Below are 24,582 nucleotides of genomic sequence, written 5' to 3'. Positions count from 1 at the left end.
CTACGAACCACAACAGGCGTTGCGCGAGCGGGCGCCGATTCCGATCGAGTGGCATCAATGATACCCGCTTTCAGGCCGTACCTTGCCACGAAACACCCAATAGGCCCACGCGGTATAACCGAGGATCAGCGGGATCAGTACGGAGACGCCGACAAGCAAGAAGATCTGGCTATTCGGCGGCGCGGCCGCCTGCCAGATGGTGATGCTCTGCGGCACGATAAAGGGATACATGCTAATTCCAAGCCCGGCATAGGACAACGCGAACAATGCAAGCGACAGAAAGAACGGCTGGTAGTCGTATTTGTTCGTGAGCGCGCGGAGCAGCAGTACGGTGACAGCGGCGACTGCGATCGGCACCGGCGCGGTGAAGATGATGTTCGGCCAGGCGAACCAACGCTGCGTGTACTGCACATGCAGGAGCGGCGTTGCGAGGCTGACCGTAACGATCGCCCCCAGCATAGCGATCAACAATAGCCAGCTCAGACGATAGGCGCGGTCGCGCAATGTTCCTTCGGTCTTCATGACGAGCCAAGTCGCGCCGAGCATCGCATAGCCGATCACGATCGACACGCCGGTGAGGATCGAGAACGGCGTCAGCCAATCCCACCATCCGCCGGCATATTGCCGCGCCTCGACATTCACGCCCTGCAGGATGGCGCCGAGCGCAATGCCCTGCGCCAGCGCCGCAAGCCACGAGCCGCCGGCAAAAGCAAGGTCCCAAGGGTTGCGTTCTCCTCGCGCGCGCCAGCGGAACTCGAACGCGACGCCACGGAAGACGAGCGCGATCAGCATTGCGATCATGGGCGTGTAGAGCGCGGGCAGCAGCACGGCGTAGGCGAGCGGAAATGCCGCCATCACGCCGCCGCCGCCGAGCACGAGCCAGGTCTCGTTGCCGTCCCACACCGGCGCTACGCTGTTCATGATCACATCGCGGTCGGCTTTCGCCGGAAACAACGGAAACAGGATGCCGAGCCCGAGGTCAAAGCCGTCCATCACCACATAGACAAACACGGCAAAGGCAATGATGAGCGCCCAAATCGTTGCGAGGTCGATGGCGAGGCTCATTGGATGACCCCTTCGATCGCGGGCGTGATGCCGGCCGTACGTGTCGGCAGCTCGTGCGGCGGTCCGGCTTCACCGGGATGCGGGGGCTGCGCCATCAGCCGCAACAGATAGGTCACGCCTGCGGCATACACCACGAAATAGACGACGACAAACGCGAGCAGTGAGGAGCCGACCGCGGGGGCCGCCAGAGGCGAAGCGGATTCCGCGGTCCGTAGCAGATTGTACACCGTGAACGGTTGCCGTCCGGTCTCGGTGGTGATCCAGCCCGCGAGCACGGCGATGAAGCCGGCCGGTCCCATCAGAATCGCAAAGACATGCAACAGCCGCGAGTCGAACAACGTTTGACGCCAGCGGCACCAGAGGCTGAACAGGCCGAGGCCGAACATCAGGAAGCCGATGCCGACCATGATGCGGAACGACCAGAAGGTGATCGGCACCGGCGGCCAGTTTTCACGTGGCACGGTGTCGAGACCCGGCATCGGAGCGTACGGCCAGTGCTTCAGGATCAGCGAGCCCATTTTGGGAATTTGAAGGGCGTACTTGACCCTGCCTTCCTGCTGGTCGGGCAGGCCGAATAAGATCAAGGGCGCGCCACCGGGATGGCTCTGGTAGTGACCTTCCATACCCATGATCTTCACGGGCTGGTGCTCCAGCGTGTTAAGGCCGTGCTGGTCGCCAGCGAGAATCTGGATCGGCGCTACGAGGGTGGCCATCCACATTGCCATGGAGAACATCACGCGGGGCCCGGCGAGATGTGGGTCGCGCAGCAGATGAAACGCACCGACGGCGCCGACCACCAGCGCCGTGGTGAGGTAGGCCGCCAGCACCATATGCACAAGGCGATAAGGAAAGGACGGATTGAAGATCACCTTGAGCCAATCCGCCGGAACGAACTGGCCGTCGGCGCTCACTGCATAGCCACTTGGGGTCTGCATCCAGGAATTGGAGGAGAGAATCCAAAACGCCGAGATCAGCGTGCCGATCGCGACCATCAGTGTCGCCAGGAAATGCAGCCGGGGGCCGACGAGCTTGAGGCCGAACAGCATTACGCCGAGGAAGCCGGCCTCGAGGAAGAACGCGGTGAGCACCTCATAGGCCATTAGCGGGCCGATCACAGGGCCCGTCTTGTCGGCGAAGGCCGACCAGTTGGTGCCGAACTGGTAGGCCATTACGATGCCCGACACCACGCCCATACCGAAGGCGACTGCAAAGATCTTGAGCCAGTAATTGAACAGGTTGAGGAAGATCTCGTGACCCGTCAAAAGCCACCTCGCTTCCAGCACCGCGAGGTAACTTGCAAGCCCGATCGAGAACGCGGGGAACACGATGTGGAACGACATCGTGAACGCGAATTGTGCGCGGGCGAGCGCGACCACATCCCATCCTTCGAACATGACGCACCTATATCTTCGACCCTATGCGATCGAGTTTCCTTCGGGATCCCGGCGTGTGCAATGCCGGTAATGTTACCCCGTACGCAGAGAAAAATCTCGGTCACCGCTTCCATTAACCGTGCGAAATAGACCGAGCCGGTTCCGGACGGAAGGAATCCGCAGGTCTCCTTGCGACGCTACTTACGGTCCATCTGCCACGCCCCGTCCCAACCCGCCGCCGGCGGAGTCTTCGGGGAAGCGTCTACCCGCGCCATCAAGGTGATCGACGGGCCATCACCAGGCACGGCATCGAGGGCCGCCGCGAAGGCTCGCGTCGCATCAACGCGTCCCGTATGACTGGTAGCAGGGCCTAATACCGGGTGCCGCCGACGCAAGACAACCTTCTATGGCGGCTGCACTGCCGGCGCAACTGATGGCCAGTTTTCTACCTTCCAGACCGGCCTCGCACGCGAGCTCAAGTCCCCGGGTCCTTGCCATGCTGCCGCCAGGCGCCGCCAAAATACCGGATGATGAATCCGCGGCGCGTCAGGCCTCCACCACGCGTATGAAAAGCCAGTAGCCGCTGAGCAGGCTGATCACAGCGGATACGGCATAGACCAGCCCACTCGCCCTCATCGGCTTGGTGCGGTCGGTCGTGATCAGCCGGTCGAACAGGCCGAGCACCGGGAGTACGATCGCGACGATCGCGACTTGGCCGATTTCGACGCCAATATTGAAGGCCGCAAGCGCCGGCACGATCGCATTCGTCGGCAGGCCGACCTCATGAAGCGCGCCGGCAAAGCCGAAGCCATGGATCAGCCCGAAGAGGAAGGCCACGTGCCAGCGTCTGTCTATGTCGCGCGAGAAGAAGTTCTCAACGGCAACGAACATAATCGAGGCCGCGATCGCGGGCTCCACAACGCGGCTCGGGATCACGACGAGGTCGAGCGCGGCCAGCGACAGCGTGATCGAATGGGCGATGGTGAAGGCGGTGACGATCTTGATGACCGGAATGAGCCGGCGCGCCCACAGCACGATCGCGATCAGAAAGGCGATGTGATCGTAGCCGAGAAAGATGTGCTCGATTCCGGTGAGGAGATAGCGCTGCATTGTCGACCCTAGCGGCGGCGCCGGCGCCGAGAGTGTGACAGTGGTGTTGCCGGCGTCGAGCAGCGCCTGCACTTCGGACTTGCCCTGCGTGACAAGCACCACCTGGCGCGCTGTCGGATCCTGCTCGGTCAGAACGGTCGAGCGATAGACGATGTCGCCGGCAATGCCCTCGCAGGCAAAGCTGTTGCGATAGATGACACCGTCGCCATCGGCCAGGATCGCCGCAATCCCGCGGGCGCAGGCCGGCCCTTCGGCCGCCGATACGGCGAGATGTACCTTCATGTAGGCGAGGATCGACGCAGCGGCCGCGTCGACCGCGCCGGGATCGACCGCGTCTTCCTTTGCGTCGTAGATCTTGGTGCCGACGAGCTTGTCGATGTCGCTGCCCTTGAGCGCGACCTCGACGGTCACGGTGCGATCGGTTGTCAGCGCAACGCGCGCTGTCGAAAGGTTGACCTGATGCGCGCGAACCGGCGCGCCGAAGCTGAGCAGAATTAAGCCGAGTAGCGAGAGGCGAGGTAAGTTCATGATCCCGCTCCGATGGCGCGGAGCAGATCCGTCAAGCGGCGGATCTCGAACTCGGCCACGGTGACCACCGCGCCATTGGGCGCGAGCCGTGCGTAGCGGTCGAGACTATCGGCGGATGCGCCGAACTCTAACCTTGCCAGCGGCGCGGCCGCATCGCGCGAGAACACCAGCACGATGAGAGTCGGCAGGTTGAGCCCATAGCGGGTGACTTGCGACGGATCAGCCGGTCCGACGCGCGTCTCGACTGCGGCGGCATCGAACGCGCGTAGCGCCGCGTCGATGACCCGGGCCTGCTCGGGATCGGCGACGTGCACGACATTGCCGGCGGCGTGGTTGTGCTGGCCGAGGTGGCGGAACCAATTGCCGTCAATGTCGCGCTCGAAGCGGGTGAGCTTGCCCGCGAAGACGATCTCGAACGCCCACACTTGCGCGATAGAGATTGGCAGCAACAAGCTCTTGCCACGGCTTGCGGCATCCGGCCCGGCTGGGCCGCGCAGGCGGCGCGCCATATCGAGCGTGACTCGCCACTCCTCGCTGAAATGACGCGGCATCAGGTACACAGCCGGACGCCCGGCGATCCGGACATAATGAGAGGTGCTCGCCGGATTGAGCGCGCCCAAATTCACGGAGATCGTTGAACCATCGGCAGTCTCGATCACTGCCACGGTTGCGGGCGGGTCGAGCCCAAATGCAGCGAAATGTTCCACAGCGAGCGAGGCGGCCGGAATTTCGCGCGCGGGCTCGCTGACGGCGACGAGCCGCAGTGCCGTTTCGAGATGCGATCCGAGCTCGGCCGGTACGGCGCCATCGATCCCCTCGATCATCCACTCGTCGGCTTTGCGAAGCAGGACAACGCTCCCGCTAACAGAACGAATCTCCACCCGCCGCGCCTCGCCGGGCGCGATGGTCACGAGGCCCTTCGGCGCAAATGCGACCTTGCTGCGCAGCTCCGGCCACTGCCCGCTGACGATCAGGACACCCAGCAGCGCCACCAGGCACACAAGGAGGAGCAGCATCAACCATCGGGGCATCCCGCGCCCCGCCGCCCCGTCCGTCACCGTCGCCTCCACCACATCGCAACACCGAACACTGCTGTGCTCAGCGGCAACAGCACCTCCAGCACGATGAAGGTCTCGCGCATCTGTCTGCTGGTCAACACGATCTCCGGAACCTTGAAGGTCTGCGGTGCGACGCTCGGCGTGGCATCATCCTCGGCAAGCCAGCGCAGCATGGCAAGCGACAGCTCGCCATTGGAGACGTAGGGGAAATATTCGTTGCTTGCGAGCTTGCTGGTGCCGGCCACGACGAGGCGGAAGCGCTTGCCCGGCGAGGCCCCCGGCCAGGTGCCTTCGAGCGCGACCGCAAGCGGCTGTGCGCTCCGCCGGATGTTCGTCGCGTCTCTCTCCGTCAGTGCGGGAGCAGACTTGGGCGAGCGCAAATAACTATCTTGGCTGCTCGCTGCCAATATGATCAAGCTGACCCCGGACGGCGGGTGCGCAACCTCGATCGGCCGCGCCTGCGGAAACACCGTCAGCGCCAGACGCTTCGTGATCGGATGCGGCGGATAATAGGGCACGGCGACCTTGTCCGCATCCGTACGGAAATGATTGAGGGGATCGATGACGATCATGGCCTGGCTCGATAATCCCACTGGCTTGAGCAGCAATCGCTCGAAATCGCCATCGAGCTGGGAGAGCGGATCTATCAGCAGCAGAAGCCTGCCTCCACCTCTTACATAGTCGCCGAGCAGCGCCGCCTCGTCAGCGGCAAAGGCTGTGCGCGGGCCGACGTCGGCCACCGCCGAGCAGTCAGGTGGAATGCTGGACGCCGTCGCCGTGACGAGCTCGCGCATCTCGAAGCCGATCTGGTCGAGGGCAAGCAAGAGCCGGTCGAGTTGCTCGGGCGCCGCTTCCAGCACGTCGCCGGCGCCGGGGGTCTCGTGCCCCTTCAAAGTCTCAACATGGCTGAAATGAAAATGCGAAGGCAGCGGGCGGAACGTCTCGCCGTGGCCGGTGACGAAGCAAACGGTCTCCACGCGCTTGCGCAGCACGCGCAACGCCGCATAGCCGATGCGGACGGGATCGATGACGTTTTCGGCCAGGATCTTGCGATCGTCGGCCTGCAGCACGGCGGTATTGTATGCGCGCACACCGAGGTCGCGGGCAAGGCCGGGCTCCTTGTCCAGATCAATCGCGCGGAAGGCGAGCAGCGGATGGTTCCGCGACGCGGTCTGAACGAGGTCACGGACCGCAATCGCGTTGGCATCGCTCGCATTGTAGAAATAGGTCAGCGCGAGCGGTGTGCGCAGTTGCGCGATCACATCGGTGAGCTGTTGCGGCGGCGTATTGCGACCTTCCCGGCTGACGTCGAAATGCACGTCGTGGCGATAGAGCGCCACGTTGGTGCCGAAGACCGCCGCGACCGCCGCGACAACGATCGACGCGTTCCCGAGCCACGCCGACCAGCGCGACCCGCCGCCGCGCAAAGGGAGCCGGATTGCCAGCATGAAGAGTGCGAGCAGCGCGAGAGCGCAGGCCACGAAGAAGAGGATGTTCGATGCAGTCTCGCCGAGCCGCGCGAATCCAAGCGCGCCGCAGAGGATGGCACCAACCGCCGGGACGAGGAGAGCGACATTCGTTCTAACAGATCCGCTCATCGCCTGCGCCTCTCACCGCCGCGCCAGCGCGCGGACCGTCAACAGCAGCGTCAGCAGGCTGACGCTGAGGAAGAAGCCCACGTCGGACAGATAGATCGAACCGACGGCGAAGGGGCGGAAATGGACCGAGAGCGACAGGTTCACCACCAGCGTGTCCGCGGGGCTCGGCAGCAGCCAGCCAAAATTGTCGATGATCCAAAGCAGCAGGAACACGCTGAGCGAGATCAGCGCGGCGATCACTTGGTTGGCCGTCAGCGCCGAGGCGAGCAGCCCCGCGCCGACCAGCGCCGATCCGAACAGCAGCAAGCCGAAATAACCGCTGTAGATCGGTCCGAAATCGGGATCGCCGAACCAGGCGAGCGCGGCCGCGTAGGCGCCCGACAGCACGAGCATGACCACGATCAGGCTCATCGCCGCAACGAACTTCGCCAGCACAATCGCGACTTCGGAGAGCGGGGCCGTCAGGAGAACCTCAAGCGTCTTGAGCTTCCGCTCTTCTGCGAACAGTCGCATCGTGATCAGCGGCACGGTCAGCATGAACAGCACGAACATCTGGAAGAAGATGTGCACCATGCTGGGCTGGTGGCTGAGGAACAGGGTGAGCGTGAAGCTGTAGCCCATGATCAGCAGGAATACCGTCATCAGCACATAGGCGATCGGCGAGGAGAACAGCGCCGTCGCTTCCTTCCCTAGCAGCACCGCAAAACTTCTCATGCGGCCGCCTCCGGTCGCCGGGTGAGTTCGAGGAACACCCTTTCGAGATCGGGGCGCAGCTCGGTCAGCTCGCACAACGGGATCTGGGCTGCGACCAGGGCGGAGACCAGATCCTCCGCGAGCAACGGACGCCGCTCCGCCCTGATCAGAAAGCGTCCGGCGCTGCTCGGATCGGCGATAATCTCGCGAACGCCAGCGACGGTCTTTGTCGCACTGCGCACAGCATCTTCTGTCGCGTCTGCCGACAGTCGCAACGCGAGATCCTGCGCGGCGCCCTTCAGCGCATCGTGCGTCAGAAGCACGCCGTCGAGCAGGATCATCACGCGGGACGCCATCTTCTCGATTTCGTGCAGGATGTGCGAAGCCATCAGCACGGTGTGGCGTCCCGACAGCGACTGGATCAAGTTGCGCACGGCGATCACCTGGTGCGGATCGAGACCGCTGGTCGGCTCGTCCAGCACGAGAACTTTTGGATCGCCCAGAAGCGCCTGCGCAATCGAGACACGCTGGCGGAAGCCGCGCGACAGTTTTCCGGTCGTGAGCCTCATGACGCGGGCAAGGTCGAGCCGCTCGGCGGCCTCATCGACCGCCGCCCTCGCCTTCGGCCCGTGCAATCCCTTGATGCCGGCCATGAAGTGCAGGAACTCGCCGACCCGCATGTGGTCGTAGAGCGGCGCATCTTCCGGCACATAGCTGATGGCGCGGCGCACGCCGAGAGAATCTTCGACGACATCGTGGCCCGCGACCTCGATCCGTCCAGAGGTCGGCACCAGATAGCCGGTAAGCATGCGGAAGAGCGTGCTCTTGCCGGAACCGTTCGGCCCGAGCAGGCCGACAATCTCGCCGGGCGCGATCGCAAAGGACGCATCGGCAATTGCGCGCCGCGGCCCGTACCATTTTGTTACGCGCTCGGCGACGGCAACCGGAGAGACAGCCGACAGCATGGAAGCTTTACACACCCCTGTGGCAGCCACCGCGTAAGACTACCGCGGAAATCCCGGGCGCGAAGGCCCGGGATGATGACGCGTGTGCGATGGCCCGAAGTCGGGACCAATCACTCGTAAAATTCGGGCGAATGCTTGTGGGCCTTGAACGTATCGGGGTCATGGGCATAGATGATGTCGGCGCCCTCGGTGTCGCGTACCCGCTTCACCCAAGCGTAGGCATCGAGCATGCCGACCGGATCGTAGACGCTGCCGATGCTCGGCAGGATGTTCTTGTCTAGGTTCTCCTGAAGATAAATGGCATCGCTGGTCAGCACCACCGTGCCGGTCTTCGGCAGGCGCACGACCAAGATCTGGCTTCCGGGCGTATGCGACACGGTGCGGTGGATGAAGACGCTGTTGTCGCCGAACAGGTCGAGATCGCCGTCGAGCTCGATGGTCTTGTACTTGGAAGGCATTCCTCCGCCGACGCTGTTGCGAAGCATGGCGAAATCGTCGGTGATGAAGAAGGTCGCGTAGCCCGGCGCAGGCCAGAACGCGTTCCTCATCTCGTCGCGCTGGTACACGAACGTCGAATCCAAGAACTTGCCGATGTTACCGGCGTGATCGACGTGGAAGTGGCCGAGGATGACATATTTGATGTCGGACGGGCTTACGTTGATCTTAGAAAGTTGCGCGTCGATGGCGATGTCGGGCGAACGGCCGGGATCAAGCGCCTTGACGAACGGGCCCCAATAGTCGGGATCCTTGATGATGCGGTCGTTGTTGCCGCAATCGAACAGAATGTCGCCCTTTGGGTGGCGGATCAGGAAGAAGCCCACAGGTATCTGAACCTTGCCGCTACTGCCGTTCTGAATGATCGACTTGTCGAGATTGAGCGCTCCCGAAGAGAAGACGTAGAGCTTCATCTCCTTGGGCGGTTCGGCGGCCGGCGCGGCTGCCGACATAAAAAAAAGTCCTGCGGCCAGCGGGCCAAGGACCTTCGACGCAGTCACCCGCATGTCGTCCTCCCTGTTTTCGACGCGCTTTTTTTCAGCGGATTGCAGCACCCTACCATAGTCTAACGCGGCTGTGCAGGCTCAATGGGACGCTAGCGGCCAATAAAATAAGGCTACGCGAGGCCTGACATTTTTGTGCGGTGCAATTGTCCCGCTGATGACCCCTCCTGCTCAGGCGACTACGCCGGCCACGGCTACCTTGAGAACGTTGCGCACGTCGGCTGGTTTGAGCCGAAGCTGCAAGCCACGTTGGCCGCCATTGATATAGACCTGCTCCTGCTCAAGCGCGCCCTGCTCGAACACGGTGCGCGCGAGTCTTCGCTGCCCGAAAGGGCTGATCCCGCCGTCAGAATTCCTTGTCGGACGGGACAGTGACTCGGGCCGGCTTCCGGTCAACCAACCCAGAGTCTTCAATACGCGCAGGATCCTCGCAGATTGCTGCAGTCCGATGCTCTCGGTGTCGGGATCGTAGTCGTCGGTGTGAACGGCGAAGACAACGCCGGCGACCGGGAGCGCGTGCGTTGCGCGGCGTGGCGTTGGACATGCGCAGGTCTAGCCCCGTCCTTGCGAGGAGCGAAGCAAGGACGATGTGGATGTAACGGCCAACAAGGTACCGGGGCGCAAAAGCGTGGTGGTTGCCGTGTCGAACATGGGCGCCCCGTCCGGGAAAGCTCCATCGTAACCCGGATTGACCGGGTTTGGGATTCAGACATGTTAAGCTTTGCTTGCGATGCGCACGGATGCAGGCAGCAGCGGCGCTGCCGGCGTGCCGAGATGGGCGGCGATCGCCTCGATGCAGCGGGCGTGCTCTGCCCGTCTCGCCGCGAAGGCCCCAAGGTCGGATCCGACTTGAGCGTATACCCGGCCGCAGAAAGCCGCCTGCAGACAGCGTCGACCTCGGACGTGGTCGGTCGGGCGCTTCTTGGCTCAAGGCCGATCAGACCAGCGATTTCTCCGACGAGACGCAATCCCTCGTCGCGCAGCAGGACGGCAGCCGCCCGGCTCTTTGGATCGTCGATCAGAAGCTCGAAGATCAGCGCGAGGTCCATCATGGTGCCCAGGGCGCCCGGCCACCCTGCGCCGGTCCCCACCGAGCGGAAGTAGATCAGGGAGGGGTGGGAAGCGTGGCTCTGCAGTACCGAGGCGCACCAGTAAAGGGTCCGCCGGATCTCCTCGGGCACATCGAGATCGGCGTAGCGCTCCAGCATCCCGAGCGCCGACGGCGGCTGGCCCGATGTGGTGGTGATCTTGAGGACGCCGCGATCCCGTCGGGAAATACCCTCCTGCACCTCGATCAGGTAGGTCGCCGCCATTGTGAGCACTGCCAGACCACAAATTCCCGCCGCGACCAGCACCCAGTGTGCTGGCCCGTATGCCTCGATGCCGGACAAGCCGACAGTGGCGAGCGCACTGCCCGCGATGAAGGCCGCCCGCTCGAAGCTGTCGGCCGGCGGGGAGAACCAGTTCCCGAGGCCGTGAGCGATCAGGCCGAATCCGATCAGCAGCAGCGCCATCCAGGCCACGAAGGACGCCATCAGCACGGACGGAGCGAAGCTGGTCGAGACGCCAGCCGCATCCGTAGCGGGAGCATCGCGAAAAGGAGCCGCCTGGCCACGCGCAAGGTGCCCCTGGATTCGCCGGGCACCACCACAGTGTCGAACACGTCCCGCAGCGAGAGACCAACGAGACCAGTACCCGCCATGACCTCGATGATTTGGCGGATCAACACGCCCCACCGCCAGCCTGCGCGCGATCGACTACCTCGCTGCTCTGAGCTTGACCAGAGACCATCCGACTTGAACGAGGGCAAGGTCTACCGGTTCCTCGGTACGCTCCGGACGACAGGAACGAAACATGCGGCGGGGGCTTATCGCAGAGGGAATGACGACATGAAGCTCTCTCGATTTGCTCTACTCGCCGCTGTTCTCGTCCCGGTGGCCGCGTTCGCCCAAGGGGGAGGTGGCGGCGGCGGATCCGCTGGCGGTGGTACCGGCGGCGGCGCCACTTCAGGTGCTACAGGAGCAAGTTCAACGAACGAAAATGCGTCGTCCGCGACAGGCAGCTCAGGACCGAGCGGAAATGCGGCGACCGGCAACACCAACAACCAGACAACCGGCAACACGAATAGTCAGGCTACCAGCCGACTCCCCAATCATCAGACGGTGAATGGCAATGGGCTCAGCACAGGATTAACGCCGGGCACAAATACGGCCGGCACGGCGGCGCCGTCGGGTGCTCCTGGGGCCAGCGCACAGAACACCGCGCCTGCGGGCGGCATCGGCAAGCCGACGACTACGAACGAACAGGACAGCGACGCCCAGATCGATCGCGAAAACAACAAGGCCGACAAGACGGTGGGGAAGATTTGCAAAAATTGCTGAAGCTCATAGTGTCAACGTCGGTCATCGTAGTAGCAGCGCTCCCTCCGGTTCATTCTGCAGAGGCCAAGAGCAAACGACACAACCAACGCTCGCCGACGCCAGCGGTCGAGCAGCGGACCATGGATAAGTCCGCCGGCGCGCAATCGCGCGATCCAGCGGATGTCGTCTTGGAAAAGAAGATTAAGAGCATCTGCCGAGGTTGTTAGGAGCGGCAGAGGGAGGCGCAACGGGCCCAATAGGAGCGGAACGGCAGGCGCCCCGCCGCCGTTCTGTAGATGCTCCATTCGGCAAGGTCAATCCGAACATGCCCAATCGCGCGCAGCAGATCTTCGAACCCCGCTTTCGTTTCGGACTAGGCGGAGTTTCGCTGGGCAATGAATTCAACAAACACACGGACAAGGAGGCGGAAAGCACCCTCGAAGCGGCCTGGGAGGTCGGAGTGCGCTACTTTGACGTTGCGCCATGGTACGGGTTCGGGCTGGCCGAGCGGCGGTTCGGACGGCTCCTCCACACCAAGAACCGGGGTGAATATCTGCTTTCGTCGAAAGTCGGGAAACTATTCAAGGCGTCGAAGAACAACCGGCATGCGGAGATCTATCCTCTCTCGGATTCGCCTAACGACGTCGTTTTTGATTACACCGCCGACGGCGTGCGCCGTTCGATCGAGGATAGCCTACAGCGGCTCGGCGTCGACAGTCTCGACATCGCCTTCGTACACGACATTTCTCCCGACTTTGCCTTCTTCCCCAACGGCTGGGAGGAGCAGTACGAGACAGCCCGCAAGGGCGCCTTCCCGGCACTCTCGAAGATGCGCGACGAAGGAATGATTCGCGCCTGGGGCATCGGCGTGAATACGCCCCTGCCGATCCTCAAGGTGATGGAAGATGCCGACCCCGACGTATGCCTGTGCGCCCGGCAGTATTCGCTTGTCGATCACGCCAGCGCCGTGCATGAACTCTTCCCGGCGGTTCGGAAGCGGGACATCTCGCTCGTGATCGGCTCGTCGCTCAATGCCGGGTTCATCTCCGGAAGTTCGCGTTACAATTACGGCAAGGAGAACTTCAAGATTCCCGCTGAGGCGATCCAAAAGCGCGAGAAGCTCCGCGCGGTTGCGGCCCGATACGGCGTGGATCTGCGAACGGCGGCCCTGCAGTTTTCCGCAGCGGCTGATGTTGCCGTCGCGCTTTTGGCGGGGGCGCGTAGTGCCCAACAGATCGAGGAGGACTGGAATTCTTTGCAAGCCAAGATTCCGCCCCCGTTCTGGGACGATCTGAAGAGTGAAGGCCTGATTGAAGCGGGCGCCTCCGTCCCCGTGCTGTAGAACCGGGGCGAGAGAGACCTACGTACCCGACTTGTCCGTTTTTTCTGAACTCTCAGGCAGGACGATCGGCATCGTATTGGCCGCCTTCGGTCTCCTGTACCTGAACGGCGGCGTACTTTGGAAGCTTCGCTCTTACGGCACAGTACCGCCTTCTTGCCGGTTATCTGCTTCAGCATCTCATCGTGCCCACGGCGGTTTGTTCTCGGCCCGGGGCATCAGGCACGTCATGACGAACCCAGCGGCGAAGCCCTGACCGCCTCCATCCCGCTTTTCGGCGATAACACACGGAAAGCCTAATCGCGTCACTCCGGCGGCATAACGCGTTTCTTTAGAAACTCGCCCACTATCTGCAGCAGCAGAACATGCATCTTGGTCCTCTCTCGATGCGCGATATCCCGCAGCGCGTCGTGGGTCGCCGGCTCCAGATAGAGCGACATCTGGCGCGCTCGCTCCTTCACCCGGAAGCCGCGGCGCGACCTTGACGTAGGCTGCCGCTTGCACAAGGCCGCCGACAAGGCGAACGAGATGGCGGTCAAGATGGTCGCTTAAGCTAACAGGAGTGTTAGATGGCTAAGCCGCGCACGTATTCGTGCTGGGACACGTTTGCCATGGCGGCCGGCTAACCCGGGCTGTTGCGCGATCTTCTCCACGAAAGACCGGTCGCATAGTTCGCGGACTGGGAATGTCGGCGACTCCGAAGTACTCGAACCCGCGCTGGCGGGTTAGTGGCGATCGGGGACTTTAACTCCTTGAAAAGGACGTTTGGTAACTCAAAGTTCCGCCCCGGCCGCTAACTTCCCTCTGGGGGAGGAGGCACATGAGCAAGGACAACACCGAGGTGTGGCCCGAGTCGCCATTGGCCCATTTCAATGCGAAGCGGCGGCGTGGCTTCCTAAGCAAGGCAGGTCCGATCTTCTGGGTATGCGTGTGCGGACTGACCGTGCTGGCGTTCATTGGCGGCGCCACCGCCCTGACCGTCGAGCATCTGCGCGGCCAGGAGCTGCAAAGAAGTCGTGAAACCCTGCAGAATGCGGTCCGGCTGCTTGCGCGGCATTTCGACCAGCGATTTGCGGACTTCGAAGCCGTCGAACGATCGCTTGCGACCGAGCTAGGGCGACGAATTACGTCTCCTGACGAGCTCCAGAAGATTGCATCGGACGAGAGCTTTCACCAGATGCTGCGCGCTAGGGTAAATGACTCTGGAGACTTTGCTGGCGTCAACCTCTACGACGTGGACGGCAATCGTGTTGCTTCCTCGACCAAATGGCCGGCTACGCCGGTCAATCTTTCCGATCGAAACTACTACCGAACGTTCAAGAGAGATCACGGGGGCAGCCCTGTTGCGGTGGAACTCGTCCAGAGCAAGCTTTCGCCCGGCTTGACAATCGTGGTCGCTCGCAAGATCACCGGGCAAGATGGGCAGTTTCTGGGCTTCATAACGAGAAGCATATCGCCAGATGATGTCGAGCGCTTCCTGTCGTCCATCGCGCTCCCGAACGCCACGGTGGCGCTGTTTCATCAAGGCGGTACGCTGCTCGCTCGCTTCCCAAGCGTATCCACCGCGCTCGGACGCGACTTCTCCAGTTCGCCATTGGCGGCGCAAGCGCTGCTGAATGGCGGTCAAGCCACCATGACCGTTACCGGCTTCTTGGACCGAGAGGAGCGAATTGCGTCGGTGAGATTCCTGGACCAGTACCCGCTCGCTGTATCGGCAACTAGCAAGACATCGATAGTCTTGGCGAATTGGCACAGTCAGGCCCGCTTGGTACTTGCGGGCGCCGGCGCGGCAGGGGCGGTCGGGCTGGTCATGATGGCCTCAATCGTCTTCTGCTTGCGGAAGCAGCGCCGACAGCTCGATGTTGCCGTGAACAACATGAAGCAAGGCCTTGTCTTGTTCGACCAGTCGGAGCGGCTGATCGTCTGCAACAGCAGATATCTGGACATGTTCGGTCTCTCTCCGGAGGTCGTCAGGCCGGGATGCGCGCTCAGAGATATTATCCAACACCGGAGCGATATCGGCTCTCTGCCGGGTGGGGTGGATGCATACTGCGAATTCATTCGTCGCGCAAAACTTGGCCGGGCGACGGAGACGTTGACCCAGACCGGTGACGGCCGTTGGATGCAGATCATCAATCGGCCCGTTCCAGGTGGGGGGTGGGTCTCGACCATCGAAGACGTGACTGAGCAACGCAGGGCCGAGGAGCGGATTGCTAGACTTGCGAGATATGATGTGGTGACCGGGCTACCCAACAGGGCCTTTTTTCTCGAGCGGTTACAGCAGGAACTCGAGAAGAGAGTCGAGGGGTCTCTAGCCGTCTGCTTCTTGGACATCGACGAATTCAAGTCAGTCAACGATTCGCTCGGCCACCACATCGGAGACGAACTCCTCAAGAGCATTGCCGCAGCCCTTCGGGACTGCATTGGATCCGAGGCCTTCCTCGCCAGATTGGGAGGTGACGAATTCGCCATTTTTTTAAGAGAATCCACCGATGGCCGCAATAGAGCGGCTGGTCTGATCGCAGACCTCTACCGCGCCTTGCAGAGACAACATAGCTGCGGTCCTTACATGCTCAGCGCCGAAGCCAGTATCGGCGTGGCGATCGCGCCAAAAGATGGGGGGACATGCGAAGAGATTCTACAGAATGCCGACCTGGCCATGTACGAAGCGAAGTTCGCCGGCAAGAAGAGCTATCGGTTCTTCGAACCCGCCATGGAGAAGCGAACGCGTGAGCGCAGGATGCTTGAGGCGGACCTGCGTAAGGCGCTTGTTACAGGTGAGATCGAGGTCTATTTTCAACCGATCGTCGCACTTTCTAGCGGAGAGATTGTCGGGTGCGAGGCGCTGGCCCGCTGGAACCATCCCGAGCGCGGCTTTGTCTCGCCAAATGAATTCATCCCTGTCGCTGAGCAATCCGGATTGATCGATTCTCTCGGAGATCACGTGCTTCGGCTCGCATGCGCAGAAGCTGCGAGCTGGCCCGCGCACTTGAAGGTCGCGGTGAACATCTCTCCCGCGCAATTCAAGACATTTGGGCTTCCTTTGAAGGTTGCTTCGGCGTTGGAAAAAGCCGGCCTGCTTCCAAGCAGGCTCGAACTGGAAATCACCGAGGCCATATTGATCAAGGACGATCAGGTCGCCGTCGACATTCTTCACCAATTGAGAGCTATTGGCGTTCGAGTCGCGCTTGACGACTTCGGGACAGGGTACTCCTCCTTGAGCTACTTGAGCAAGTTTCCTTTCGACAAGATCAAGATCGATCGCTGCTTCATCAAGGAACTGTCGGACTCAAGCAGGTCGATCAGCATCGTCAAGACGATCGTTGCGCTCGCGGCGGAGCACAAGATGTCCACGACGGCCGAGGGCGTCGAGACAGAACGGCAACGGGACCTTCTCTCCGAGCTATCATGTGACGAGATGCAGGGTTTCTTTGTGAGCCGGCCAAGACCAGCAGCCGAGGTCAGAGAGATGCTGACTTCTAGCCGGATGTTCGCCTGGACAGCCTCCAGATAGGACTCTGTCCACAAAAGGGTGCTCCGCCCGGGTGCCGGTCGTACTTGGCAAGGCACGGGCAGCCGGACTGCAAGGGGCGGCAGCCGAGATAACTTTTGCCTCCCAATGATGTAGCTGCTCCTTCATCGTACTCGCGGCAGGCTGACAGCCTCGTTGTCACGCTCTGCTCGCGCGCTTCGCGCATCATCGAACAGTCCTTCTGAGGCTTTACATCTACGGTTATCTCTATCGGGTGCAATCCAGTCGGCGCCTCGAAACGTGAGGCGTGCCGCAATGTCGAGGTGATGCGGCTGATCGGACGCCTGGCCCCCGATCGCAAGACGATCGCCGATTTCCGGAAGGATAATGGCGCGGCTGTCCGAAACGTTTGTGCGAATTTCTCTGCGCTATGCCGAAAAATGGGCCTGTTGCAGACCCCAAGCGTCGCAATTTGTGGCAGCAAGTTCAGGGCAGTGAACAACCGCGATCGCAACTTCAAGCATGCCAAGATGGCGAGGCGGATGGCACAGCTCGAGGAAAGCGTCGGTCGATATCTGCGTCAACTCGATAGCGCCGATGGGCAGGAGCCATCGGAGCCGATCAGCATCAAGACGACGAGGATCAAGGAAAAGATTGCTCGGCTGAAGCAGGAGATGAGCCGCCTGGAGGTGCTTGATGCGCAGATGCGCAACACGCCGGACCAACAGATATCGCTCACCGATCCGGACGTCCGTTCGTTGGCCACCGCCGGATGCGGATCAGGTGTCGTCGGCTACAAGGACGTCATAAACGTCACTAACGACCGTGGGCAGCTCGCTCGGATGTCGAAGAAAGCCAAGAAGTGCTCGAAGTGGACAAACTCGAGGCGGTCGCCGTCCGTGGCTACTTCGATGCAGGGGATATATTAGCCTGCGCAGAGGCTGGCGTTGGAGTCAGCTTGCCCAAGCCCATGATGTCGAACGCCAAGGCGGAGGGCCGGTTCGGCAAACAGGACTTCGCCTGCCTGCCCGATGAGGACGTCTACTGCTGCCCATCCGGCCAGCTACTGCCCTATCACTACACCAACATCGAGCATGGAATGACGCTGCACCGTTAGTGGTCGACGGCGGCGTGCCAAGGTTGCCCGATCAACAACCAATGTAAGCCGTCCAAGGAGCGCCGCGTCACGCGCTGGGAGCATGAGCATGTGGTCGAGGGGTCCAAAGACGGCTCGATTCCGATCCAGACGCCATGCGGACGGGGCGCGAGACGGTCGAGCATCCCTTCGGCACGATCAAAGCCCGTACGGGTGCGACCCACTTCGAGACTTCCGTCGGAAAGCTGTTGATGGCCGCCGTGATGCCGGGCCTGCTGCTGCCCGCGCTGTTCATGACTTTAAATCGCCATGCACGCCTGGTTCAGGCCGGGAATCGTTCCGGCGGAAACCGGCGCCCGGTCGGTCGGCGAACTCCTTGCGGCCTGCTCGACCTCATCCCCTTCAGTGCTGAGCGGAGGTACCATCGACAGCATCTATTCGGGCTGCTCACACCGACCGAGGCAGCGGCCGTCGGTTGCGTGCTGGCGATGGTCATCGCAGTATGCTGGGGCGAGTTCAGCGTCGCGATCTCCGGCGCGCCTTGCAGACCATCGTGCGCGTGTGCAGCAACATGCGGTTCATCCTCTATGCCGCCTTCCTGTTCTCTTATGCGATCGGCGAAGCCAACGACGACCTCGACCGGCATGTCGTCGGGCGAAGCGCGGCGCAACCAGGGGCATCTGAGAAGGTAAAGGCCCATCGCCCGGGAGGACGACGAGCCACATTGAGACCGAAAACGGTTACTGCGACAGCTTCACGAAGTTCGGAAACTTCAGCTTGCCCTCGGCGATTTTCTCGGGCCAGACCACGACCTGCTTCTGATCCTGCCACTGGAAGACGAGGCCGGTCACCGCCCCCGGGCCGGACTTGATGCCGTGGGTGAACTCGTCGTCCTTGCCGTAGAACTGAATCTGGCCGATCGTGCCCTCGTAATTGGTCTTCTCGAGCTCGGCCACCATCTTGTCGGGATCGGTCGAGCCGGCGCGCTTGATGGCCTCGCTGATGATGTAGACCTCGTCATAGGAGGTGTAGCCGGTGTAGGCCGGCGGCGTGCCGAACTTGGCCTTGAAGGCGGCCGCGAACGGTTTGGTCTTGGAGGTCACGGCCACGTCGGGCGTGGCCACCGCCAGCGACGGCACGCCGTCGGCGGCGCCATTGGTGTCCTTCCAGAAAGTCGGGCTTAGCGCCTGCGCGCTGATGCCGAACATCGGGATCGGCACCTGCTGGTTCTTCCACTGCACGGTCGGCTGTACGCCGACATGCGAGATGCCGGTCACGATCACGTCAGGCTTCTTGCTCTCGATGTTGTTGAAGATCGGCGTGAAATCGGTGGTATCGGGCGAGAAGCGGACGTGCTCGACGACCTTCAGCCCGGCCTTGGGCAGGCAGGCCTCGTAGCCGACGTCGAGCGGCTTGGTCCAGGCGGCGTCCTCGCTCATGATCGCGACCGTCTTGAACTTGAGCTTATCAACCAGGAGGTCCTTGGCGGCGTCGCAAACGAGCTGGGCTTGCGCGGCCGAGGTCAGATAGCCGTGGAAGGTGTACTTATTCTTCTCGTACTCGTTGTGGATCGCCTTGGTGATCTCGTTCGAGGCCGCACCCGGCGTGATCAGCGGCATCTTCAACCGCGCCGCCCAGGGCTCCAGTGCCAGCACGACCTCGGAGATGTAGCTTGCGATCACGGCGGAAACCTTGTCCTCGCTCACCGCGCGCTGGAAGGCGCGGACGGAATCGGCCGAGGAGCTCTTGTTGTCATAGGTGACGATCTCGACCTTGCGGCCGAGGATGCCGCCCTTGGCGTTGATCTCGTCGGCGGCGATCTGCGCGCCGCCGGGCGTCGCCGCGCCCGCGATCGACTGCACCTCGGCGATGACGCCGAGCTTGATCGGATCGTTCGACTGCGCGTAGGCGGGGGCGGCAAGGCACAGCGTCAGCGCCGAGGCGATGAAGCTGCCGCTGAGAACTGAGGATCGCATGGTCGTTTCCTTTCTATGCTTTTTGTTGATGTTGAAGACTTACAGAAAATCGGCGCCGGCCTCCGACGCGAAGCGGCCGGGATCACCCTCCCAGACGATCCGGGCATGCTCGAGCACATAGACGCGGTCGGCGTGCGGCAGCGCGAAGGTCACGTTCTGCTCGCCGAGCAGTACCGTGATCGACGTGGTCTGCCGCAGCTTGGTCAGGGCCTTGGACAATTGCTCCAGGATGACCGGCGCAAGGCCCAGCGTCGGCTCGTCCAGGATCAGGATCTGCGGCTGCATCATCAGCGCGCGGCCGATTGCAAGCATCTGCTGCTCGCCGCCCGATAAGGTCTGCGCCATCTGGCCCTGACGCTCCTTGAGAATCGGGAACAGCTCGAACAGCCAGGCCAGCTGCGCGGCGCGCTTGTCGTCGGAAAGGTGTTGCCCGCCGAGGTCGAGGTTCTCCCGCACGCTCATCTCGCCGAACAGCTCACGGGATTCCGGGCACTGTACGAGGCCGCTGCGCGCGATCTTCGCAGGTGACATGCCGCGCAGCTTGCTGCCGCCGCGGATGATCTCGCCGGTGTAGGGCAGGAAGCCGGAGATGGTGTTGAATAGTGTGGTCTTTCCGGCGCCGTTGAGACCAACAACGGAGACGAACTCGCCCTCATGGACGTGGATCGAGACGTTCTCCAGCGCCTGGGCCTTGCCGTAGAACACGCTGACATTCTCGACCTGGAGCAGCGGCACCTTGTCCTTGAAGCTGGTCTCGGGCCGCGCATGGGTCTCGATGGCGCCGCCAAGATAGACCCGGCGCACGGTCTCGTTTCGCATGACGTCGTCGGCCTTGCCGGTCACGATCTCCTCGCCGAGATACATCGCGAGCACGCGGTCGACGAGAGCTGCGACGCTCTTGACGTTGTGGTCGACCAGCATCACGGCGCGGCCTTCGTCGCGGAAGCTGCGGATCAGGTCGGAGAAGATATCGACCTCGGCCCGCGTCAGGCCGGCGAAGGGCTCGTCGACCAGTACGACCTTGGGATCGCGTGCGATGGCCTTGGCAAGCTCGAGCCGGCGCAGATCGGCGAACGGCAGCGTCGGCGGGCGGCGGTTCATCACGTTGCCGAGCCCGACGCGCTCGGCGATCCACTTGGCGCGCTCAACCAGCGCCTTGTCCGGGAACAGCATGAACAGGCTGTCCGGCAGCAGCGCGACCATGATGTTCTCCAGCACCGTCTGCCGGTTCAGGGGGCGCGAGTGTTGGAACACCATGCCAAAACCCTTGCGCGCGATCTTGTGCGCGGGCAGGCCAGCGACGTTCTCGCCCTCGAAGATCACCTCACCCGCGGTCGGGCGCTCGATGCCCATCACGCTCTTCATCGCGGTCGACTTACCCGAGCCGTTTGGCCCGATCAGGCCAAAGATCTCGCCGGCGTTGACCTCGAAGCCGAGGTTCTTGACCGCCGTCAATCCGCCGAAGCGTTTTGTCAGGCCGTGAACTTCGAGAACGGCCCGGTTTGAAAGCCTCATATCCATCACGAACGAGCCTCGCGCGAGAGGGCCGCTCCGAGGAAGCCGCCGGGAAGGAACAGCACGACGAGCAGGGCGACCGCCGAGACTATGAAGGTCGCAAGCTCGCCCGTGGGCCGGAGGAATTCGCCGGCGACGATCAGGAAGATCGCGCCTAGCGCCGCCCCGAGCACGGTGCGCCGGCCGCCGAGCACGGCCGAGACGATGACGTTCACGCCGACCGCGACGTCGACGACGGTGCCGACCGAGGCGGTGCCGAAGTAGAACACCAGCAGCGCCCCTGATAGACCCGAGAAGAACGCCGAGACGATGAAGGCGGCGAGCTTGTGCTTGACGATGTTGAAGCCGAGCGCGCCGGCCTGCACCGGATCCTGACCGCTGGCCTGGAGCACGAGGCCGATCGGCGATTGCGACAGGCCGTACAGGATCGCCGCCGAGATCGTCATGAAGCCAAGCGCGATCCAGTAATTGGCGCCGGCATTGATGGTGATGACATCAGGGATGGTGAGGCCGATCTCGCCGCCGGTGAGATCGGCGAACACCACTACGAAGTTCTGCAGCATCAAGACCGCGACCAGCGTGGTCAGGCCGAAATAGGGCCCGCGCACCCGCAGCGCCGGCAATGCCAGCACGAGGCCGGCGATGACCGAAGCGAGCGCCCCGAGCACGATGCAGAGATAGACCGACCAGCCGAACTGGTTGTTCAGGATGCCGGCGGTGTAGGCGCCGACGCCAATCAGGAAGGTCGGGCCGAAGTTGACCTCGCCGGCGAAGCCAAACAAGAGGTCCCAGGCCATCGCGAACACGCCGAAATAGAACGCGACGGTGAGCAGCCCGAGCACATAGCCGGAGACGTAGAGCGGCAGGGTCGCCGCGATGACGACGAGCGCCAACGAGACGAAGAACAGGCGCGAGGTGAAGAAGGTGGACATCTCAGCGCCTCCCCAGAAGGCCCTGAGGCCGGATGTACATCACGAACACGAGCAGCAGCAGCGCCGGGATGGTGCGGTAGGCCGGCGAGACCAGATAGGCCGTGATGGTTTCGAGATAGCCGACCACGAAAGCTGCGATCAGCGAGCCGGAGACGCTGCCGAGGCCGCCGAGCACGACGATCGAGAATGCGCTCGCAGTCAGCGGTCCCACGCTGTAGGAACTGACCCCTAAGAACATGCCGAGCAGCACGCCGGCAATGCCGGCGAGGATGCCGTAGATCGTCCAGACCACGATATAGATGTTGGTGAGCTCGAGCCCGAGCAGGGTGACGCCACGCGGGTTCATCGAGGCCGCCAGCACCGCCTTGCCGGTGCGGGTGCGGTTCACCAGCAGCCACAATAGCGCGATGACGAGGCAGCACACGATCGCCGTGAAGATCTCGTTGCGCGGGGTCCGCACGCCGAGGATCTCGACCACGCCCTCGACGATCGGCAGCACGGTCTTGGCGTTGTTGGTGAAGAAATAGGCGATCAGCTCCTGGATCATGATGCCCCAGAGCAGAGTTCCGGTGAGGACGAAGATCTCCTTCTCCTCATTCGGGATGCGGCGCGAATCCTGGATCGGCTTCACCACCGCGAAATAGGTGGCAAAGGCGGTGACGAGGGCGACCGCGACGCCGATCAGCGCGCCGGCATAGGTGCCGACGCCGAGAATGCTGGCGGCGGCCCAGGCGGCGACGGCTGCGGCCACCATGATGGCGCCGTGGGAGAGATTGAGCACGCCTGAGACGCCGAAGATCAGCGTGAAGCCGGTGGCACCGAGAGCGTAGAGAGCGCTGATGGCGAAGCCATCAATCAAGATCTGGAAAACTCGCATGAATGATTGGCCAGGTGACAGTCAAACTGTCGCTTCGAGGGAAGGTGCTGCGGGGCGCCGCAAGTGGAAGCTCCCGGGAGGTGGTCCCGGGAGCTGTTCCTGCTAGTTCGAGAGCTTGATGAAGCTCGGGAACTTGACCTCGACTTTGGCGACGTCCTTGGGCCAGACCGCGCTCTGCTTGCCGTCCTGCCATTGCAGCATCAGGCCGGTGATCAGGCCCTTGCCGTATTTGATCGAGTGCGTGAACGGATCGTCCTTGCCGTAGAACTGGACGCGGCCGATCGTGCCTTCCCAGTCGGTCTTCTCCAGCGCTGTGACGAGCTTGTCGGCCTCGGTCGAGCCCGCGCGCTTCACTGCGTCGGCGATGTAGTAGACCTCGTCATAGGCGGTGTAGCCGGCATAGGACGGATAGTTGCCGAACTTCTTTTTGAAGTTCTCCGCGAACGGCACCGATTTCGGCGTCACCGCGACGCCGGGCCCAGAGACGCCCTGATAGAGCACGCCTTCGGCGGCCTGGTTGGTGTCCTTGCCGAAGGTCTCGTTGGTCGCCTGCGAGGCGATGCCGAACATCGGAATCGGAACCTGCTGGTTCTTCCACTGCACCGTCGGCTGCACGCCGACGTGCGAAATGCCGGTGATGATGACATCGGGCTTCGAGCCTTCGATCTTGTTGAAGATCGGCGTGAAGTCGGTGGTGTCTGGCGAGAAGCGGATGTGATCGAGCACTTTCAACCCGACCTTGGGCAGGCATTCCTCGTAGCCGACGTCAAGCGGCTTGGTCCAGGCTGCGTCCTCGCTCATGATAACCGCCGTCTTCATCTTCATCTTATCCACGAGAAGGTCCTTGGCCGCGTCGCAGACCGACAGCGCCAGCGCCGCCGAGGTCAGATAGCCGTGGAAAGTGTACTTGTTCTTCTCGTAGTCGGCATGAACGCTCTTGCTGATCTCGTTGGAGGCCGCGCCCGGCGTGACGAAGGGCGTCTTTAGGCGCGAAGCCCAGGGCTCCAGCGCCAGCACCACCTCACTGATATAGCTGGCGATGACGGCATTGACCTTGTCCTCGTTCACCGCGCGCTGGAATGCTCGCACCGAGTCGGCCGAGGAGGAGTGGTTGTCGTAGCCGATGATCTCGATCTTCCGGCCGTCGATGCCGCCGGCGGCGTTGATTTCCTCAGCGGCAAGCTGGGCCGCCTGCGGGATCGAAGCGCCGGCGATGGCCTGGGCCTCCGCAATCACGCCGATCTTGATCGGATCCGCCGCCGTCGCGGCGCCGGTAGTCGCAGCAAGCAGAGCGAACGCCCCTAGGAATAGTGGGAAACCTGCCATCCGCGGCAATCGAGTTGTGAACTTCATTGCGTTTCACTCCATTTTTGTTGTTGGCTTCTTTATGAGCGGTTTCATCGACGCTACACCTACCGTCACAAACGCAGCAATGCGACTGCGCGCAGGTCGCCATGCAAACAGAGGCGAGCAACTAAAGTAGTGGGTGGAACTATTCGCATCTGACTGAACGCGCCGCTCGGAAGGGCTGCAAGCAGAGGAGAAAACTTGATCCAGCAGCCGCTTAAGAGCTTTAAGGAGAAGTCCAACGTCCGTCGGGAAATGGCTCGCGCGACGTCCAATCGAT

General features: G+C 62.4%; 21 protein-coding genes and 1 pseudogene. 6 read left to right on the top strand and 16 right to left on the bottom strand.

The window, feature by feature from the left end; genetic code table 11:
• Window positions 1–54: 54 nt before the first annotated feature.
• The 10 genes from cydB to ACRQ5Q_RS41625 all read right to left on the bottom strand — a co-directional run bounded on the left by cydB (window position 55) and on the right by ACRQ5Q_RS41625 (window position 10,902).
• Window positions 55–1,065 carry a cytochrome d ubiquinol oxidase subunit II gene (gene cydB / locus ACRQ5Q_RS41670; protein ID WP_439400119.1) on the bottom strand — a complete coding sequence of 337 codons (1,011 nt, stop codon included), beginning with the start codon at window positions 1,063–1,065 and terminating at the stop codon, window positions 55–57.
• Window positions 1,062–2,459 carry a cytochrome ubiquinol oxidase subunit I gene (locus ACRQ5Q_RS41665; RefSeq protein ID WP_439400118.1) on the bottom strand — a complete coding sequence of 466 codons (1,398 nt, stop codon included), beginning with the start codon at window positions 2,457–2,459 and terminating at the stop codon, window positions 1,062–1,064. Before ACRQ5Q_RS41665 ends, cydB begins: the two co-directional genes overlap by 4 nt.
• Window positions 2,460–2,984: 525 nt before the next feature.
• The gene (locus ACRQ5Q_RS41660) at window positions 2,985–4,076 is read right to left on the bottom strand and encodes a HupE/UreJ family protein (protein ID WP_439400117.1); all 1,092 of its coding nucleotides are present in this window, start codon (window positions 4,074–4,076) and stop codon (window positions 2,985–2,987) included.
• A complete protein-coding gene (locus ACRQ5Q_RS41655; protein WP_439400116.1) occupies window positions 4,073–5,134 on the bottom strand; it encodes a DUF4340 domain-containing protein in 1,062 nt (353 codons plus the stop codon). The genes ACRQ5Q_RS41660 and ACRQ5Q_RS41655 overlap by 4 nt, the downstream gene beginning before the upstream one ends.
• Window positions 5,131–6,732, bottom strand: a complete 1,602-nt coding sequence (locus ACRQ5Q_RS41650) for a Gldg family protein (protein ID WP_439400115.1) — start codon at window positions 6,730–6,732, stop codon at window positions 5,131–5,133. The genes ACRQ5Q_RS41655 and ACRQ5Q_RS41650 overlap by 4 nt, the downstream gene beginning before the upstream one ends.
• A 12-nt stretch (window positions 6,733–6,744) precedes the next feature.
• Window positions 6,745–7,446: an ABC transporter permease gene (locus ACRQ5Q_RS41645; protein WP_439400114.1), complete on the bottom strand. Its 702-nt coding sequence runs from the start codon at window positions 7,444–7,446 to the stop codon at window positions 6,745–6,747.
• Entirely contained in the window at window positions 7,443–8,390 is a 948-nt protein-coding gene (locus ACRQ5Q_RS41640) for an ABC transporter ATP-binding protein (protein ID WP_439400113.1), read from the bottom strand. Before ACRQ5Q_RS41640 ends, ACRQ5Q_RS41645 begins: the two co-directional genes overlap by 4 nt.
• 110 nt (window positions 8,391–8,500) lie before the next feature.
• A complete protein-coding gene (locus ACRQ5Q_RS41635; protein WP_439400112.1) occupies window positions 8,501–9,391 on the bottom strand; it encodes an N-acyl homoserine lactonase family protein in 891 nt (296 codons plus the stop codon).
• Window positions 9,392–9,559: 168 nt separating this feature from the next.
• Window positions 9,560–9,691 carry a hypothetical protein gene (locus ACRQ5Q_RS41630; protein ID WP_439400111.1) on the bottom strand — a complete coding sequence of 44 codons (132 nt, stop codon included), beginning with the start codon at window positions 9,689–9,691 and terminating at the stop codon, window positions 9,560–9,562.
• Window positions 9,692–9,798: 107 nt separating this feature from the next.
• Entirely contained in the window at window positions 9,799–10,902 is a 1,104-nt protein-coding gene (locus ACRQ5Q_RS41625) for a hypothetical protein (RefSeq protein ID WP_439400110.1), read from the bottom strand.
• 282 nt (window positions 10,903–11,184) lie between these two features.
• Here ACRQ5Q_RS41625 and ACRQ5Q_RS41620 point away from each other — a divergent pair, with 282 nt between their 5' ends.
• Both ACRQ5Q_RS41620 and ACRQ5Q_RS41615 read left to right on the top strand, forming a co-directional pair.
• On the top strand, window positions 11,185–11,769 hold the full coding sequence (locus tag ACRQ5Q_RS41620) for a hypothetical protein (RefSeq protein WP_439400109.1): 585 nt from the start codon (window positions 11,185–11,187) through the stop codon (window positions 11,767–11,769).
• A 304-nt stretch (window positions 11,770–12,073) separates the two neighbouring features.
• A complete protein-coding gene (locus ACRQ5Q_RS41615) occupies window positions 12,074–13,090 on the top strand; it encodes an aldo/keto reductase (protein WP_439400108.1) in 1,017 nt (338 codons plus the stop codon).
• A gap of 302 nt (window positions 13,091–13,392) precedes the next feature.
• Here the strand turns inward: ACRQ5Q_RS41615 and ACRQ5Q_RS41610 are convergent, their stop codons facing one another.
• Complete coding sequence (locus ACRQ5Q_RS41610) at window positions 13,393–13,527, bottom strand: hypothetical protein (RefSeq protein ID WP_439400107.1); 135 nt, start codon at window positions 13,525–13,527, stop codon at window positions 13,393–13,395.
• Window positions 13,528–13,907: 380 nt separating this feature from the next.
• Between ACRQ5Q_RS41610 and ACRQ5Q_RS41605 the strand changes: the two genes are divergently transcribed.
• The 4 genes and pseudogenes from ACRQ5Q_RS41605 to ACRQ5Q_RS41590 form a co-directional block, all read left to right on the top strand.
• Entirely contained in the window at window positions 13,908–16,601 is a 2,694-nt protein-coding gene (locus tag ACRQ5Q_RS41605; RefSeq protein ID WP_439400106.1) for a bifunctional diguanylate cyclase/phosphodiesterase, read from the top strand.
• A gap of 281 nt (window positions 16,602–16,882) precedes the next feature.
• Complete coding sequence (locus tag ACRQ5Q_RS41600; protein ID WP_439400105.1) at window positions 16,883–17,488, top strand: hypothetical protein; 606 nt, start codon at window positions 16,883–16,885, stop codon at window positions 17,486–17,488.
• A gap of 29 nt (window positions 17,489–17,517) precedes the next feature.
• The gene (locus ACRQ5Q_RS41595) at window positions 17,518–17,676 is read left to right on the top strand and encodes a hypothetical protein (RefSeq protein WP_439400104.1); all 159 of its coding nucleotides are present in this window, start codon (window positions 17,518–17,520) and stop codon (window positions 17,674–17,676) included.
• Window positions 17,677–17,724: 48 nt separating this feature from the next.
• Window positions 17,725–17,888 (top strand): annotated as a pseudogene (locus ACRQ5Q_RS41590) (IS5/IS1182 family transposase); the annotation flags it as partial.
• A gap of 507 nt (window positions 17,889–18,395) precedes the next feature.
• On the opposite strand, the gene ACRQ5Q_RS41585 reads toward ACRQ5Q_RS41590, so the two are convergent.
• The 5 genes from ACRQ5Q_RS41585 to ACRQ5Q_RS41565 all read right to left on the bottom strand — a co-directional run bounded on the left by ACRQ5Q_RS41585 (window position 18,396) and on the right by ACRQ5Q_RS41565 (window position 24,281).
• On the bottom strand, window positions 18,396–19,631 hold the full coding sequence (locus tag ACRQ5Q_RS41585; RefSeq protein ID WP_439400103.1) for an ABC transporter substrate-binding protein: 1,236 nt from the start codon (window positions 19,629–19,631) through the stop codon (window positions 18,396–18,398).
• Between the two features lie 39 nt (window positions 19,632–19,670).
• The gene (locus ACRQ5Q_RS41580; RefSeq protein ID WP_439400513.1) at window positions 19,671–21,152 is read right to left on the bottom strand and encodes an ATP-binding cassette domain-containing protein; all 1,482 of its coding nucleotides are present in this window, start codon (window positions 21,150–21,152) and stop codon (window positions 19,671–19,673) included.
• Window positions 21,152–22,078 carry a branched-chain amino acid ABC transporter permease gene (locus tag ACRQ5Q_RS41575; protein ID WP_439400102.1) on the bottom strand — a complete coding sequence of 309 codons (927 nt, stop codon included), beginning with the start codon at window positions 22,076–22,078 and terminating at the stop codon, window positions 21,152–21,154. The genes ACRQ5Q_RS41580 and ACRQ5Q_RS41575 overlap by 1 nt, the downstream gene beginning before the upstream one ends.
• Before the next feature lies 1 nt (window position 22,079).
• Complete coding sequence (locus tag ACRQ5Q_RS41570; RefSeq protein WP_439400101.1) at window positions 22,080–22,955, bottom strand: branched-chain amino acid ABC transporter permease; 876 nt, start codon at window positions 22,953–22,955, stop codon at window positions 22,080–22,082.
• A gap of 102 nt (window positions 22,956–23,057) precedes the next feature.
• Window positions 23,058–24,281 carry an ABC transporter substrate-binding protein gene (locus ACRQ5Q_RS41565; RefSeq protein WP_439400512.1) on the bottom strand — a complete coding sequence of 408 codons (1,224 nt, stop codon included), beginning with the start codon at window positions 24,279–24,281 and terminating at the stop codon, window positions 23,058–23,060.
• Window positions 24,282–24,582 lie beyond the last annotated feature (301 nt).

The organism is Bradyrhizobium sp. PMVTL-01, assembly GCF_051861855.1.
In the GTDB taxonomy this organism is placed as follows: Bacteria; Pseudomonadota; Alphaproteobacteria; order Rhizobiales; family Xanthobacteraceae; genus Bradyrhizobium.
The sequence above is the reverse complement of the archived record's forward strand: the minus strand, read 5'-3'. Positions and strand labels throughout refer to the sequence as shown.